The sequence below is a fragment of the Pararhizobium sp. LjRoot235 genome (assembly GCF_964254145.1).
Taxonomy (GTDB): Bacteria; Pseudomonadota; Alphaproteobacteria; order Rhizobiales; family Rhizobiaceae; genus Pararhizobium.
Map to the genome: position 1 here is coordinate 1479620 of NZ_CAXUSP020000001.1, position 16478 is coordinate 1496097.

Genomic DNA, 16478 nt, shown 5'->3' on the forward strand with positions numbered 1-16478 from the left:
TTTGGAACGGTTTGTGTTCCGAATGGCCCTTGCCGCCTGTTCCGTTCACGACAGTACCCAGTCAGATCGTCACGCTCGGACAGAGCAATGCCGTGGTTCGCGTGCGTCACGCACCTGTCCTGCACTTCATCGCCTCGGCGATGGCGCGGGGTGGGTTCAGCGGCGGTCCCGCGTTGGACGCTTCAGGTGTCGCACTCGGGCTGGTGACTGAGAGCCTTGGGAACGACGGGACGCCGGTTGAGACCGGCTACATGAGCCTGTTGTCGATCGAGCCGGCAGTCGATCTTGCAGCCGAAAAATTTGGGCATGACTTCTACGGCGGACCTTCCGGTCGCTACGAAGATACACTGTTCGCAGCCAAATTCTCGGACCCGTCCAGCCAGTCCCTAAGCTCCTTCATTCATGACGCGGGCGTCTATGAGTACGATGACGATCGCGGCGTGTTTGTCGAAATCGACTGCCAGGACGAGGCACTGCTGGCGGAGGCGGTTGCAGTATTCCACGCGGTGACGCTAATCACGCGTCAGGAGGCTGTCGAATATACCGCCCTCTTTGTTCCGGATGACAACCCGCCGGCAGCATTGCTGGCAGAGGTGGGAGAGGCCGTTGCCGCTGTTTTCGATCGGGCTGGTTATAGGAAGATGGCGTCCGTAGGCAGCCCGTCGCTGCTCAAGAAGAAGGTGTGACAGATTTCGTGGTTTGTCCGTGAAATCGGCGGGCGGCTGTAGTTAGCCGCCCTTCTGCAAGAGATTCAGGTTCAAGGTTCCGCACCCACAGCGCAAAGCTTCCTTCTTGCCGCGATCGGGAGCCACGAAATACATCTCGCCGCAGGTGGTGCAGCCAAACGAACTGGTGAATCCGCGGAACGCGGCGACCACAGGTGTGAAATCCTCTTTCTGGAGGTCGGCCCACTCGTTGAAATGAACGGCCGTATTGATCTGCCAGTTGTCGTAGCCGGTCTTGGTCTTCGCCTCGGTGTAAGCTGCCTCGATCGCGCTGATCCGCTCGACAACATCCTTCTGATTCCAGGAGTTGGCCGCGACCTTGGCCCTTTTCAGCAGGTCACCCAACGTGCTGGTCGCGTTGGGGAGAAGATCGCCCAGCGCGAACTGTGCGTCACCGCGAAATTCGACGCTCGCACGCAGGCGGTCGCAAGCCTCCTTGGCGAAGTGCTCGAGGTAGTGGCGCAGCAGCGCCGCCGCGGCTCGTACGTCATTCTTGACGAGATGCTCTTCCAACTCGGTCCAGACGTCGCGATCGTCCCATTCGGTCGGTCCGAGATCCACGGTCCAGGTCCGGAAGTGCGCGAAGTTGCGGCCTTTTATCAGACCCTCCGACTTCATATGCCGCAACCAGATCTCGTCGTGGGTCGTGAAAATGAACTGCGTGTTCGGGAACATCTCCTTGAGGAGCGTGCAGACCTGACGTCGATGTCCGGAGTCGACCGACATCAGGACGTCGTCGAGGACGGCGAACGTGAAGGTCTGGCCGAGCAGGTGGTTCATGAGCGCGAGATAGAGGCAAAGCCCCATCCCGTCCTGATGACCCTCGCTATGATAGGCGCCCGGAGGAAAATGACCGCGACCATAGAAGTCCACGTCGAAACCTAGCTTCCCGATGGAGGGTATCAGCTTCGCCGAAAACGCCTTCTCATCGTCCTCGTTGATTTTGCGATAGTAGCTTGCGAACGCCGACTCGACGTCCTTGTAGATTTTTTCGAGAGCGCCCGTAGTCACGGTGCCGTAGGTATCCGAGACTTTCGTTGCCCGATCTGCGCGGACCCGGCCGGCCGCGTGTTTCTGTCGGGCTTTTCGGTAGTTATTCAGTCGTTCATGCGCGAGGACAAGGAAGTCGCGCGCCGCATCCTGCTTGGTAGGCTCCGGAATTGCGGCAATCGCAGTTGCCAGCGCGGTTAGCGACGGCTCCAGGTCCGGGACGCTGTGGACCGTGGTCAGGATCGCACGGGTGTCGTCGAGCGGCAGGAGCTTCTGGAGCTGCTGGTATCGGGCGCGAAGAGCAACCCTGAACTCAACGAGCGCGCTGGCGTCGATCTTCGGTGAGAACAAGCCGGCGTGCTCGATCATGGTGTTCAAGGCCGTGCCCGCGGCGTGCACCGTATCGAGGATCGGCTTCAGTTCCGCCTCGATCGCAGCGCGTCGTTTGCTGACATCCTCAAGATGCGCGAGCTTTCCAGCCAGGTGACCAGTAAACGCGTCCGGCTCGAACGGGGTGTCGCAGACCGGGCAAGCAGAACCGTCATAGAGCTCCAGGGCAGATTTCAGGAGGGTTTCACGAGACAGACCATCGATGCTGTCCGCGTCCTTGCCGAGCTCGGCCACGTTTGCCTCAGCCGTAGCGCATGCTTGTTCGAAGGGATCCGTTTGGAGCGCCTGCAGCGCTTCCCGTAGCGTCGCGAGGTCGGCTGTCGCCTGAACCTTGGGAACGCGCCCAGGTGCGATTGCCGTGGCGGTCGTCAAGCCATCCTTGAGTGATGTGGCGGCGTCCACGTCGGTAAGCGGCGCAAGACCTAAGATTTCGCGACGAGGATTGACTGAATCCAGGACGGATTTCTTGGAGAGCTGTGGCGTGTCGAGGACAGCCAGCAGATTGGTGATGGAGTCATTCTCTGCCCGTTCGAAGCCAGGCAAGTCTCTGGAGCAGGAATTTGCGATCTTCTGCAGGACGCCGCGCAGCTTCTCGATATCGTCGAGACGCAACAGCGATTGGACTTCCTTTGACCGGTTTCCAGGCTCCGAAAGCACGTACCGGATCAGCTCGCGGCGCGAGAGGACGAATTCTGGATGGAGGTTCACGCTCTCGAAGGCGGCTATAACGTCCTCGTCGGCGGGCTTGATCTGCGGCGCGTTCACCGTTTTCACGGACCGGCTGATCTGCGCCTTCTTGTTACCCAGCGATGGGATGATGACATCGAGTGTAACCGATGCAGCCTCCGGTTTGTTGCGGCTATCGACGTGGGGGCCGTGAGCCTTGACGGATAGACCGCCGGTCCCAGTGCCGGCTAGGCGCGAGATATTGCCCGTGAGAGCGAATTCGATCGCATCCACGATTCCGCTCTTGCCGGTTCCGTTTGGACCACAAGCCGCGAAGTTCTGACCCTTGAGGGTGAGAGTCAGATCTCGAATGCCGCGGAATTCCTTGATATGTATCTTGTCGATCCGGATCATGATGCGTCCGGAAACAGAGCTGCGCGGATCGAAGGCTCGGCAAAGACGCCGTCTTCGAGGACGACCTTGCGGAGTCTGGGGGTCACTTCCTCGAAGCCTTCCTCTGCCTGCAGGACATCAAAAAACTCGCCAAGGATAGTGGCGGCGACAGACTTCACTTTTACTAGCGGCTCGGTCGTGCCGTCATTATTTTCTGTTGTGTCCAATTTTTTTCCCCCAACACAATCAAAGTAGCAGGAAAACCGCTTACCTCAAGGTGACATTCGCGCTTTGGTTGATGCGACACAAGTACGCGCAGTTGTGCGGAACGCGCGTGGAGGGCGCGGCATGAAAGACCGATGTGTCGAAGGCGAAAGCACAGGCCAGGCCGCAAGCTATCTGGGCAATGAGACCACGAAGTCCCAGATGCGCTCGTCGAGATAGTTTTCCGGCCCACCGCGTTCCGGGCCAAGCTTCAGGAGCGCAATCAGACCCTGATTTGAGAGAAGGAGACCTTGGCGCCGAGCGCTTATATGTCTGCTTTTCGCGTTGCGTGTCATTGCAGTGGACTGTCAGCTTCCGTGCCCCTTGCTGTCGAGACGCCGCGGCAGCTTGGCGCCCGCAACTCGGTCGTTCAGAGCAAACGATCGAGTTCCTGAGAGCCGACGGTCTGCTCGGGAGTGACCGCGTCCGAAAAGCGCCAACAAGCAGTCATTGAGATGCGGATGGCAATAATCCATCTCTAACTTGACGTGACAATTCCTGCCTCGCTACCTCTTGACCTCTATTACAAGCGGAAATCCCTCGTCTTCCCACTCCAAAAGACCTCCGGCAAAATAGTAGATGTGGGTGTATCCCCAGGCATGCGCCTTCGCCGACGCAAAGGCGGCATAGTTGCAACGTCTGCCCTGACAATAGAAGGCGAGTTCGTCTTCTTTGCTCGCTACCTTGGCGAGACTTTCCTTTGAAAGGTCGGTGACCAGTGACAAGTTGATGGCTTTTGGCAGATGGCCGTTGTCAAAATTCTGTGGGGCACGCACATCGATGAAGGGCACACCACGGTCGAGCAGCGTCCTCGCTTCCGCAACATCGATCTTTATTGTCTTGGCGACACTGAGTTCGCCTTTCGTCAGCGTCATGAACTTGGCGTAGTCGTCAAAAGCAAGGTCGGTGCCTGCCCCCTCGGGCACGCCGGCCTTGCGCAACCCTTCCTGCAAGCGCGCAATGTAAGGCCTATGATAGCTGAACACGTTGCCATACCAACCAAATGCACTTTCCTGGACCGTGAGCGGATCGACCATCAAGGAGACAGCAAGTTTGTTGTACTTGTCGATCAGCACCTGCACGCCGTCGGTGCGTACGAGATGTCCGTAACTCGATATCATCGTAGCGTAATCCGGCAAGAGATCAGACTTCTTCTCGATCACACGCTGAAAGGTTTGGACGGCTTCGTCGTATTTGCCTTGTGAAAAGAGCGTGATCGCGAGCATACGGAGCGTTGCCTGCGGAGGATGAGGATCAATTCTCATCGCCCGACGCACTTGCTGTTCTGCCTCTGCGGCATGTCCCGTCGAGTTAAGAACACGCGCCATGGTGACGTGGTTGTCGGGATCATTCGGGGCGAGCTTCATCGCCCTTTCGATGGCAGAGAATGCTTCATCATAACGCCCTTGCTCAGCCAGCCGTTGCGCTGATACCGCATAGGCAAGCGGCGTAGGATTCTCCATGGCCTTCGCAAGATTTCTGTCAAGGTTCCGGGAGGCGCTCTCCCTACGGGAAATATTCAAGGATAAGACGCTGGCCCTCCAGTTTGCTGCCGCCAACGACGCATAGGCGCGGCTATAGTTCGGATCGAATATTATCGCCTTCTGGAAGAAAGCGGTGGCCGTCACTGTTTCCGCCTCGTTGTCACGGCGAAGATGCTCCCAGCCCTGAAGCAAAGCATCGTATGCTTGTGGACTCGTCGTTTCTGGGAGTGCTTCGACGCTCTGTTCGGCACTCGTCAGCCTTACAGAAAGCGTCGACACAATCTGCCCTATCACCCTGTCCTGCAGCTTGAAGACGCCGCTCATTTCACCATCATAGCGCTCGGCCCAGAGGTGATGTCCGTCGATCGTGTCGATCAATTGGGCATTGACGCGAACATGGTTTCCCTCTCGACGTACGCTGCCCTCCAGAATGTATTGGACGCCCAGGTCCTTCGCCACCTGCTGCACACTGTTGGACCTGCCTTTGTAGGCAAAGGTCGAGTTGCGCGCGATCACGAAGATGCCAGACAGTTTTGAGAGTTCGGTGATCAGGTCGTCGGTCATCCCGTCAGCGAAATAGCTCTGTTCGCTATCGGAGCTCAAGCTTTCGAATGGCAGGACAGCGATCGAAGGCTTTTTGGGTAGCGGAAAGGCCATATGCGCAACGGAAGCCGCGTCGGCATTCTCGCGCTTCTGCACCAGCCATGCCGCGGAGACGCTTGCTAGGAGTAAAAAGGCCAAAGCAGCCGGCATTCTCCAACGGCGAAAGTTCCTGACGTTGAAGCGCGGGAGCGGGGTATTTCCGTCAAACCTCACCCGGTAGACACGGACAGGCCGCTGGATATTCTTCACATGCTGCTCGCCGATGAATTCCAGCGGCAAATCGAAGTTGCCCTGCAAGTGATCGAAAGCAGTGCCGGATACGAAAAGCCCTCCCGGCTCGCACATTTGTTCAAGCCGCGCTGCGACGTTGACGCCATCGCCCAGCAAATCATCCCCGTCGACGACGACATCGCCAAGGTTGATGCCCATACGGAGAAGAAGTCTATGTTGGGATGCGAAATCCGCTTGGTATGCTGCGGACCTGCTTTGAGACGCGACTGCACAAGAGACAGCGTCGACGACGGAGCCGAACTCCACGATCGCTCCGTCGCCCATAAGTTTCACGATGCGTCCGTGATACTTCTCCAGAAAGGGATCGAAGGTTTCGCGACGCCACGCCTTCATTGCTGCCAGGGTCCCGGCCTCGTCAGCTTCGATGAGTCGCGAATAACCAACAATGTCTACGGCAAGGATTGCAACCAGTCGCCGTTCCGCGCGAACTGCTTCCATAACCATGCTCTCCAGAGGGTGTAGATGGCCTCGCTATTGCTTTACTCAGGGGTGGGGAAATCCCAACCTCTCAACCTCCGAAGGCTACACTCGTTTCCGCGCTCGTGCCAGATTTATTGGCTGGATTGGACCTTGTCGGATTGTCCGCTCAGGGCGGCCAATAACGGACCTTCGCGGCATTATGGAGCAAATGCCACAAAAACCTCTATAGAGAAATTCGCAATTATGTCGTACCCACCACCAGAGCGGGATATCAACTCTGATTCCTCACCGGAAACGGCTCGCTGCATCGCCAGACCGGCCCAAAAGGCGATCCCGCAACCTGGCAGTCGAACCTGGACCTTATCGGGGCGAGTGGTTGTAACTCCCGATTCAGAAACCTAGCTCGGCGTCGGTACCGCCCCTTTTGCTGGCTAACCCTCAGGATAGGAGTATCCTGAGGGGGCTACGTCGAACTCGGCATGGGGGCCGGTATGACAGATCTTCGTGAGTGGCTGGAGTCGCGGGGACTCGGACGCTATGCGGCCGCGCTACTCGCACAGGATATCGAATGCGATATCCTGCCCCAACTGACAGATGCCGACCTCGCGGCGGCCGGTCTGACCGTTGGCGCACGCAAGCGCCTGCTTAAGGCAATTGGAGAGTTGTCCAACGACGACGGCGCGGAGACGCTGCCAGTTTCGCGTCAGGTTGCTCCGGAAGTTGAGCCTGCGGAGCGACGCCAACTAACCGTCCTTTTCTGTGATGTCGTCGGCTCAACTCACCTCGCGGAGACGTTAGACCCGGAAGACCTCCGAGATCTCCTGCTATCATTTCAGAAGGTTTGCGCAGATGTCGTTCAGCGCAACGAAGGACAAATCGGACTTTTCATCGGCGATGGCGTAACCGCGTATTTCGGTTACCCGAAAGCCCAGGAAGATTCCGCTCAGCGTGGAGTCCAGGCGGGAATGGACATCTTGGCAGCGTTGGCGGAGCTCCGGAGTGATGGTCTGGAAGCCCGCTGCGGGGTCCACACCGGCCAGGTTGTGGTTGGTGAAATGGGAGCCGGCGAGAAGCAGCTTCGGGACGGCATAGTCGGCGAAGCACCAAATATTGCGGCACGCCTGCAAGGTTTGGCGCCGCCGGGCAGCCTCGTCATGAGTGACGCAACCTTGCGCCTCGTCGAAGGCCTCTTCGAGGTCGAACCGCTTGGGCCGCGGGTGCTCAAGGGCGTCAGCGCGCCGACCGCAATCTACCGGGTGCTGCGCCCCAGTAGCGCACCCAACCGGTTCGAAGCCAGAACTGGCCGATTCTTGACCTCCCTCATCGGCCGCGAGGCCGAACTAGACTTTCTCACCAAGCGTTGGCAGCACGCGATGGAAGGCGAAGGCGGGGCGGTGCTTCTGCAGGGAGAAGCCGGCATTGGGAAATCTCGTTTGTTGCAGACGCTTCGTGCGCGGCTTAGCGAAACGCCGCACTTCGAGATTGTCTTCTATTGTTCTCCTCAACATCGGAGCAGCGCTCTCTGGCCGGTCATCCAGCAATTCCATCGGGCGCTGGCGTCGACCGGCAAACAAGGCACCGGGGAACCGTGGGAGCGCTTACGACAGTTTCTCGCTGACCTCGATCTGGATGTTGCCGAGGTAGCCGAACCGCTTGCCAAGCTTCTGGGCCTACCTTTTGAACTGGGGACGCACACGACGCCCTCGGATGCTGAGCAGGTGCGTCGGGCCGTCTTCCTCGCACTGTCACGGATTGTTTCTGCGATGCAGCGGAGAAGGGCGACGCTTCTAATTGTCGAGGATTCCCATTGGATTGATCCCTCGACGGCAGAACTCGTTGGTCAACTGCTCTCTGGCATGGTTCGCCAGCGGCTCCTCGTCCTCATTTCCGCCCGACCGGAGTTCCGAGCCCCTTGGTCGAACTCCTCGCATATGGCGACCCTGCCACTCGCTAGGCTCAGCCATCGCGAGACCGAAGCCATGATCCGTGGGGTGGCATCCCGTGCGCTACCAGAGGCCATGCTAGCACAACTGGTCGCCAAGACGGACGGAGTGCCGCTATTCATCGAAGAGCTAACCAAGTCGATCGCCGAAAACAAGGACCATATGGATGTCGGCACTACGTTCCAGATACCAGCGACCTTGCAGGCCGCTCTTCTCACCCGCTTGGACCGTCTGGCGCCAATCCGGCAAATAATCCAGGCAGCCGCGCTTCTGGGCCGCCTGTTCGACGCTGATCTTCTAACCAAAGTCAGCCAACGAGATGCCGACACTGTCCAACGGGCACTGCGCGACCTGATCGAGGCCGGACTTATCTATCCGCAGAAGGATTCCCATGGTGAAAGCTATGAGTTCAAGCATGCGTTGATTCAGGATGCGGCCATAAGCACCCTTCTTCGCAATCGACGGGCTGAGTTGCATCGCCGGATCGCTGCCGCCCTGGCAGAACTGCGCAGCGAAGCGGTAGAGCGCAATCCGGAGCTTCTCGCGCACCATCTCCAGGAAGCCGGGGACTTTGCGGGCGCGCTCGATCACTGGCAAAAGGCCGGAGATGCGGCCTTGGCAAGAGCTGCCACCCAGGAAGCCGTGTCACACTTTGCCGGCGCTATCGACTGCAGCAGGAGGCTTGGCGGCGTGTCCGACGACGCCGAACGGGTGACACGTCTCCACCTTTCGATGGCCAATGCCCTGATGCAGGCTGAAGGATATCGATCCGAGCGTCTCGGGAAGACGCTCGAAGAAGCCCGTCTTGCCGCCGCGAACGCTCCATTGGTCGAACTGCAGTGTGACGTTGTGCTTTCACTCGCCCCGTATTTTTATGCCACTGGACGCAACCACGATTATCTGGCGCTCGCTGAAGAGCAGCTTGCAAACTGTGCCGAGTTCCTTCCTGAGGCCTATCTCGGCGGCCTCTGGGCGACAAAGGGGATCGCGCATTCCAATCGGGGAGAACAACCGCTGGCATCGGAGGCCCTGCGCACGGCCTTGGATTTTATTGATCGGGTCGAACCCGATCATCGCATTTCGCTCGCTGGCGCGGATCAACGCGTCTCTGCTCAGGAATATTTCACTGGATCGCTTATCCTCTTGGGCTTCTTTGATGCTGCAGTCGAAGCGAAAAAGCAGGTGATCCGAATTTTTGACCAGTTCGAAAAGCCCTTCGAACTCGCCTGGCATCTTCTCGCCCAGTGCGAATTGTGCGCGCTACTCGGTCAATACGAGGAACTACTGGAGCACGCCACGAAGATCGTCGCCATTTGCGAACGGCATGGCTACATGGCACGTCGAAGCAGCGGCATTAGGTGGCGTGGCCATGCCCGCGCGCATTTAGGTGAACTGGACGACGGGATCGATGACGTCCGGGATAGCATGCTTCTTTGGCGTGGGCAGGGGGTCGTCTTTCATACGCCTGAGAAGGCGTGCGCCCTTTGTGACCTTCTAATGCGGGCGGGTCGCATCGAAGAAGCATCGCAAATGCTTGATGATGTCGATGCCCTCGTTTTTGGTACAGACGAGGCGTCCCACCAAGCAGAATGTATTCGCCTCCGTGGCCAGATCGCGGTCGGCAGAAATGATCTAACGGGGGCCGTGCACCTGTTCGAAACAGCGATCGCCACTTCCAAGCGCCAGCAAGCGCGACTTTTTGAGCTCCGCGCCACGACGCAACTGATGCTCGCTCTCACGCGGCAAGGTTGTGCCCACGAGGCCGAGACCCGACTGCAATCGGTAATCGACACATTTGAGACCAAGCTCCCAATCGTTGACCTCGTCACCGCTCGAAAAGCACTCGAGCGCTGCTCCACCTCAAAGGCATGATGTAGTTCTCCGTGCTTTGTCCTCTCGGTGTAGACATGGTTCAAGAGCGCCACCTCCATAAGACAGTTCCGTGCGCAATCCCTTGCCTGCAATTGACCGCTCCCCGTTTGGCGTGACGAGGCGCGGCGTGCCTTCGAGGGCGGCGCAGCCAGTTCAAAGCCGGGGTTGTAACCCCCTGATCACCGTCTCAATGCGGAATTCTGACCTCCGAGGCCGACGATCTCGCGCGGAGGCGCTTCCATCTTGCCGTCGATCTCGACCAACTAAGCACCCTCGGGAATAGCATCAGCCTTCATCGAATCTTGTGGCAGTTGCTCCATAATACCGGACCTTCGCACGAGGGGATGCATTTCCGCTTTCGAGTTGGGTTGTCCTGGAAGCGGACGGACTGATGTCGTCGGCCCCGATGTTGCCGAACGGAAAAGCGCCACACAACAGTGGTTGGATAAGCACCTTGCGGACAGCAGAGCGCGACCCATTGCGGACCTAGCCAAATCAGGTGTATTTAAGCGTCCTTACACAACTCAGGGGCAGGTGAGCAGATCACTCCGCTCGACAAAAGTTACCACTTTTGAAAGGTGTATTGAGTGAACACGCAAGCGCCTGCGCGAGCGAAACCGACACAGCTTCACAAGCTAACAGTCAGCCTGCTCGGTTGCCTGTTGCTGCTAGGCTGCTCGCCGACTTCGTTGGGACGCATGGTATTTCCGTTCTTACCCAGTGTCGCCTGGGTTAACCAGAGCCATGCCGCAGCCATGGTAGTCGGCGCCATCGCCGCCGTCGCTTCCGTGTGGGCGGGCTTGAAGGGCCTGGAAATGTCTGGCCGCGAAGGGCCGTTAAGGATACTACTGATGTTTTTCGTTTCCCCGATCTTTGGGTTCGGGTTCGGATACAATGGAGTGACAACGGGCGGGCCGATGCTCGTTGCGATCTTGGCCGGCCATGAGATCGAAGTTACCTTTGCCGTCGCCGACGTTTCGATGAGTAGCTCCAGTAAATGCCGGAACCCGATCGAAATTGATGAACTGCCATTCCTTTCAGACCGGCTCTGTGGTTATCCCGAGGAAGTGAGGAAAACCCTCGCGCCTGGTGCGCGGATCGCGATTAAGGGGCGAGGCTCGGAATGGGGTGTGTTTGCCGGGCAGGTGCGCCGGATAGATTAATCCCCAGCATCGAGGCGCCGGATCGCCGACGCTCTTTTGGGGCAGAGTCAGTGTTTCCGCAAAGCGGTGACTTGATGCGCTTGCGTCGAACTTCCGCAATCCACCCGCTACAGTCCTTGGAATCTGACTGCCGAGTGGCGGAAATCTGCACATTCACGATTCGCCGACCGCGCGATTGCGCTTGGCGACATCGGCAACCCTATTCTTGCTGATGGCGAGATCACGAGCGATCCAGCTTCCGGCCTTCGTCAATGAGCGCCAACACCTTCGGTGTGAGCCGGTCGGATTTCGGCCGCTGGCCGAACTGGCGCCCGAGCTTTCTTCCACGGGCTTTGGCGGCCGCGAGACCGGATTTCACACGCTCGCTGATGTGATCGCGCTCGAACTCGGCAATGCCAGCGGCAAGCTCTTCATGATCAACGACAACGACTTCGGCGTCACCGGTGCGCCGACGGTGGTCACGATCGTGGAGGACGCGCAGATCGGCCCGCGATAAATTTGCTTGCGTCCAGTGATGGCCGGCCCATCGGCCATCACTGGACGGGAGTTCCAGATCACGTGGCGAGATAAGCAGTAGCGCACTGCCCGCTCGTATGGCCATGAACCCATATGGATCGATGCCAATCCGCGCCACTGCCGGCAGAAGTGCCGTCGCACCGCCCAATGCCACCCCGGTAGATAGCATGGCATAGAGCGCCTGTCCGAAGTCGCTGCGTTAGGTTGGGCTCATCCGGCCGATGAGAAGAACGGTCGAAGGCACTAGCGAAGGTAAAGCCGTGGAGGACTTGCGCAACGATCATCAGGCTGGGCGACTGCGACGTCCTAAGATCGTCCAGCGCAGGATCGCCGCGCCGAACAGATTGCGATCACAGTGATTTCGGCGGAAGTGACGAGCCTTGCAAGCAACACCGAGGCACTTTTGGCTGGCGAACAGGAGGTCCAGCGAATCGCTAAGGTTCATAGCCCTGTGGTCCAAGACGGGGAAATTAGCGGTTACATTCTTGCTGTCTTCACCCTGCCGCTGGTCCACTCTTCAAAACACGGCAGGATTCGCAGATCGACCAGTTTGATGCGCGGGATCATCTCAATGGCAGTTATGCGGCTCCATCGAGCTGAGACTTGAGCGCGTCATGCGCCTCCGTCTTCAGGAACAGAAACACCACGAGCGCCGTAAGAAGGGTGATGGCCGCCAGCAGCATAAGAAGATCGCTGAACGCATCCGAGTAAAGCGACACCAGGACTGCCCGTTCCGCACCGGACATGGCACTGGCCGCCATGACCACATCACCGGCGGCGAGCCTCTGGGCGGCAACAATGATATCGCCGTGCACCGCCAGCCCACGCATCCTGCCCGCCACCAGCGTCGAAAGGATCGCGCCGACGACCGCTAGGGCCACGCCCTCACCCGCGACCCGCGTTGTGCTGAAGATGCCTGTCGCCATGCCGGCGCGTTCTTTCGGCACGACACTGACCGCCAACCCGTCCATCAGCCCCCAGGGCAGGCTGATGCCTGTGCCGATCACCAGCATCGGCAAGGCTGTCGTCCAGATAGGCGCGCCGGCCGGAATCTGCGCTAGCCAGAACAGGCCGCCCGCCGAAATCAGCAGGCCCGTGCCGCAGAGCGTCGCGGGGTGGAACCAGCGCGTCAGTAGACCGGCCGTAACGGGCAGGATCAATAGCGGCGCAGACAGCGCGATCATCAACATGCCCGCCGCAACCTCGCGCATGGCTTCAATGCCGATGAAGCGCGCCGGAAGCAGGATCAGTAACACGACGAAGCCATAGGCGGGGGCCGCCGCCAGCAATTGTACGCCGACGAAGCGTGGATAAACAAACAGGGAGAGGTCAAGCATTGGCCGGGGGACCAGACGTTCAGTCACCACGAACAGGATGAGGAACAGCGCGGCGCCGAGCAGCAGCGCGATGACCCAGCCATCGCGCCAGCCGCGTTCGGGCGCAAGCAGAAGACCGTAGGTGAAGAGACCGAGCGCCGCCGTGAAGGTCAGCGCACCGCCCCAGTCGAGACCGCGGGCGTCTGGATCCCGGCTTTCTGTCAGCGTGCGCCAACCGAGACCAAACGCGAGAACGGCAAAGATCACCACCGCCACGAAGATGCTGCGCCAGCCGAAGGCTTCGATCATTAAGCCTGACGCGGCCGGACCCAGCGACAGGCCGACGCCGAAGCTGGTCCCGACAATGCTGAAGGCGCGAAGCCGGCCCGGACCATCAAACTCCTGCGCCAGCGCGGCCATGCCGCCGGAGAAGGCCGCAGCGGCAGCAAATCCCTGTGCGGCACGTAACAAGTCGAAGACCAGAATGTCCGGTGCTGCGACGAGCGCCAGGGAGAACAGAGCAAACGCTCCGACACCGGTGAGAAATATGCACTTGCGGCCGTAGCTATCAGAAAGCGCTCCTGCCGCCATCAGGCTGGAGCCGAAGGTCAGCATGAAGGCGTTCGTCACCCAGGCGATCGCGACAGGACTGCCGCCAAGCGCCCGACCGATGGAAGGAAGCGCCACCGCCGTACCGGTGAAGGTCAGCGGCATGGCAGCAGCGGCAAGGCAAACCGCCAGCAACGCCAGCCATTTCGAGGTTCCGTTAGACTGTTTTGAATGTGGGGACATGACTGTTCCTGAAGCTGGAGATGGTCGCCAAGATGGGCGGCCTGTTTCCAGATCAGTATATCTGTGCTTGAATGGGGAAAAATATCGCTGTACTTCCACTCATAACGGAACATAACGCTCGAATAGAACTTTGATGGACCTCTTCAGATGGATCGACTATCCGGCCTGATGGCTTTCGTGCGGACAGCGGATCTCGGCAGCTTCGTTGCCGCCGGGCGGGTGCTCGGCCTGTCGCCATCGGCCGTCGGCAAGGCAGTCACGAAGCTCGAAAGCCATTTGGGCATACGGCTCTTCCAGCGCTCGACCCGTAGTCTTCGTTTGACGGAGGAAGGTCGCGCGTTTCACGAACGATGCCGTCACATCCTCGACGATCTCGACGACGCCCAGGAGACACTCCTGCAAACCAGGGAAACCCCGCGCGGGCGCGTCAAAGTCAGTGCGCCCATCGTAACCTATCACCTACTCTTGCCGGTGCTTTCAGAATTCGTATCGCTCTACCCGGAGATCGAACTCGATCTCGATTTCAACGACCGTATCGTCGATCTCATCGACGAGGGCGTAGATGTCGCCATCCGAAGCGGACAATTGCCGGACAGTCGTATCATGATGCGCGCGCTGCGTCCGTTTCAACTGCTCCTCTGCGCATCTCCGTCCTATCTGGAGCGGCAGGGAACGCCAACATGCCCGCGCGATCTCTCTGCTCATGTCGGGATCGGATTTCGCTTTCCCAATAGCGGGAAAATCCAGGATTGGCCGCTCGTTCTTCCCGCAGGCGAGCCGGAGGTCCGTATCCGCCATATCCTGACCTGCAACAACATGGAGGCCTTGCGCGGTGCCGTGCTGCGCGGGCTGGGCATCGGCTGCATGCCGGATTTTTTGGCCGCGGCCTCGCTAAAAACGGGCGAATTGGTGCCGCTGCTAGTCGATCACCTCGATTTGCCCGGCCAGTTCAACCTGATCTGGCCATCAAGTCGGCATCTCTCACCAAAGGTCCGGGTCTTCGTCGATTTCATCAGCAGCCGGCTGTTTTCCAGCGAATGTCAGTTAGTCGTCAGCACGTAAGTGCGAAATCGCCATCGATGGATGTCGGCTTTAGGCAACCGCGACGCAAGCGGGGAACGGCTTATGTTGGTTGGCAGCCGTCACCGCGAGTCCGCTCGAGGGAAGGGCAGCTATTCGCCATTTGCTGTCCGAAATCTGCCGGGCCGGAGTCGGCCCCAAGGCGGTCGTTCATCTCAGGCTAGTCGGCGCCTGCTGTTGCCGCATTCCCGGCGTAACTATTCGAATAGCAGACTGAGCCTGACATCCGAGATCAGTAGGTGAATGCGGCCCTTGCACTCGACGTCAAAACAGCTAGCTGGCTCCAGTGCGAGACTTCTTTTTCGGGCGCTCGAGAGCTCTTCCGCGCCTGAACTCACAGCACTGTGACAACTAGCGGCTCGAATTATCGGGTGTCCGCTACAGCACAAGAAACCCTCAGGCTCAAACTTAACGCGGAAAAACGCCCATACCTTCACCCGTGGGCGCAAACCTTTGCGGGCTTACCATGGGGTGCTAGTTCACGGGTATGGGGCATTCATCAGAAAATGGCGCACCCGACAGGATTCGAACCTGTGACCTTTGGAATCGGAATCCAACACTCTATCCAGCTGAGCTACGGGTGCATCCGCGGCGGTTTGAGACCGCCGAAGCAGGCTGTGAGCGGTTCATAGCCCAGGAAATGCTACGCATCAATGGTCAATGCACAGCTTTGAAAGGAAAATCCCGAGTTTGCCGCATGTTATCGGTGAGGGCTGGATGAGATGACGAAAAATGCCGCGCATTCGCGCGCGGCATTTGACTTTCACAAAAAGGCGAAACTCACGCCGTCTGCATCGCGCCCGGACCGGGGATGGCTCTGGGCGGGCACTTGCCGAGGATGATCATGCCGAGCACTTCGTCCTTGGTGACGTCTTCCGTGCGGGCGTGGCCGACGACCTGGCCGTTCTTCATCACCGAGACGCGATCGGCGAGATCGAAGACGTCGTGGATGTCGTGGCTGATCAGGAAGATGCCGATGCCTTCGCGCTTCAACTGCTTGATCAACTCGCCGACCTGCGCCGTTTCCTGTGGCCCGAGCGCTGCCGTTGGCTCGTCCATGATCAGGATGCGGGCGTCGAAGAGGATGGCCCGGGCGATCGCCACCGACTGGCGTTGACCGCCGGACAGCGCCTTCACCGGCTCCTTGAAGCGGCGGAAGTTGGGGTTGAGCCGCCCCATCACTTCGCGGGCCTTGGCTTCCATCGCGACGTCGTCGAGCGTGCCCCACGGGGTTCTGAGCTCGCGGCCGAGATAGAGGTTGGCAGCGGCATCGACATTGTCGGCGACGGCGAGCGTCTGGTAGATCGTCTCGATGCCGTGTTTCTTGGCGTCGCGCGGGTTGCCGATATGGACCGGCTCTCCATTGATCAGGATTTCTCCGGCGTCGCGCTTGTAGGCGCCCGACAGGATCTTGATCAGCGTCGATTTGCCGGCGCCGTTATGGCCGAGCAGAGCCACGACTTCGCCCGGGTAAAGATCGACCGAGGCGTTATCGACAGCATGGATGCCGCCGAAGGATATGGAAATGTTCTTCATTTCCACGAGGGGAGTGCGTTGTTCCGTCATTGTT

General features: G+C 59.1%; 10 protein-coding genes and 1 tRNA gene. 4 read left to right on the forward strand and 7 right to left on the reverse strand.

All coding sequences use genetic code 11. The features are described from left to right. Nucleotides 1-29: 29 nt before the first annotated feature. Complete coding sequence (locus ACSQ2Z_RS07080) at nt 30-686, forward strand: hypothetical protein (protein ID WP_436080534.1); 657 nt, start codon at nt 30-32, stop codon at nt 684-686. A gap of 42 nt (nt 687-728) precedes the next feature. Here ACSQ2Z_RS07080 and ACSQ2Z_RS07085 read toward each other — a convergent pair whose 3' ends face one another. The 3 genes from ACSQ2Z_RS07085 to ACSQ2Z_RS07095 form a co-directional block, all read right to left on the reverse strand. After that, on the reverse strand, nt 729-3185 hold the full coding sequence (locus ACSQ2Z_RS07085; protein WP_436080535.1) for an AAA family ATPase: 2457 nt from the start codon (nt 3183-3185) through the stop codon (nt 729-731). Beyond that, complete coding sequence (locus ACSQ2Z_RS07090; RefSeq protein ID WP_436080536.1) at nt 3182-3391, reverse strand: hypothetical protein; 210 nt, start codon at nt 3389-3391, stop codon at nt 3182-3184. Before ACSQ2Z_RS07090 ends, ACSQ2Z_RS07085 begins: the two co-directional genes overlap by 4 nt. A 543-nt stretch (nt 3392-3934) precedes the next feature. Next, nucleotides 3935-6244 carry a tetratricopeptide repeat protein gene (locus ACSQ2Z_RS07095; protein WP_436080537.1) on the reverse strand — a complete coding sequence of 770 codons (2310 nt, stop codon included), beginning with the start codon at nt 6242-6244 and terminating at the stop codon, nt 3935-3937. Between the two features lie 473 nt (nt 6245-6717). On the opposite strand from ACSQ2Z_RS07095, the gene ACSQ2Z_RS07100 reads away from it, so the two are divergent. Together ACSQ2Z_RS07100 and ACSQ2Z_RS07105 are read left to right on the forward strand one after the other, a co-directional pair. Further along, nucleotides 6718-10041: an ATP-binding protein gene (locus ACSQ2Z_RS07100; protein ID WP_436080538.1), complete on the forward strand. Its 3324-nt coding sequence runs from the start codon at nt 6718-6720 to the stop codon at nt 10039-10041. A 587-nt stretch (nt 10042-10628) separates the two neighbouring features. After that, nucleotides 10629-11204, forward strand: a complete 576-nt coding sequence (locus ACSQ2Z_RS07105) for a hypothetical protein (RefSeq protein ID WP_436080539.1) — start codon at nt 10629-10631, stop codon at nt 11202-11204. A gap of 220 nt (nt 11205-11424) precedes the next feature. On the opposite strand, the gene ACSQ2Z_RS07110 is transcribed toward ACSQ2Z_RS07105, so the two are convergent. Together ACSQ2Z_RS07110 and ACSQ2Z_RS07115 are read right to left on the reverse strand one after the other, a co-directional pair. Continuing rightward, entirely contained in the window at nt 11425-11889 is a 465-nt protein-coding gene (locus tag ACSQ2Z_RS07110) for a recombinase family protein (RefSeq protein ID WP_436080540.1), read from the reverse strand. 409 nt (nt 11890-12298) lie between these two features. After that, a complete protein-coding gene (locus ACSQ2Z_RS07115) occupies nt 12299-13828 on the reverse strand; it encodes an MFS transporter (RefSeq protein ID WP_436080541.1) in 1530 nt (509 codons plus the stop codon). Between the two features lie 147 nt (nt 13829-13975). Between ACSQ2Z_RS07115 and ACSQ2Z_RS07120 the strand changes: the two genes are divergently transcribed. Beyond that, nucleotides 13976-14890, forward strand: a complete 915-nt coding sequence (locus ACSQ2Z_RS07120; RefSeq protein WP_436080542.1) for a LysR substrate-binding domain-containing protein — start codon at nt 13976-13978, stop codon at nt 14888-14890. Nucleotides 14891-15415: 525 nt separating this feature from the next. Here ACSQ2Z_RS07120 and ACSQ2Z_RS07125 read toward each other — a convergent pair. Then, nucleotides 15416-15492, reverse strand: a tRNA-Arg gene (locus tag ACSQ2Z_RS07125). 196 nt (nt 15493-15688) lie between these two features. Continuing rightward, nucleotides 15689-16474 carry an ATP-binding cassette domain-containing protein gene (locus ACSQ2Z_RS07130; RefSeq protein ID WP_436080543.1) on the reverse strand — a complete coding sequence of 262 codons (786 nt, stop codon included), beginning with the start codon at nt 16472-16474 and terminating at the stop codon, nt 15689-15691. Nucleotides 16475-16478: the final 4 nt, after the last annotated feature.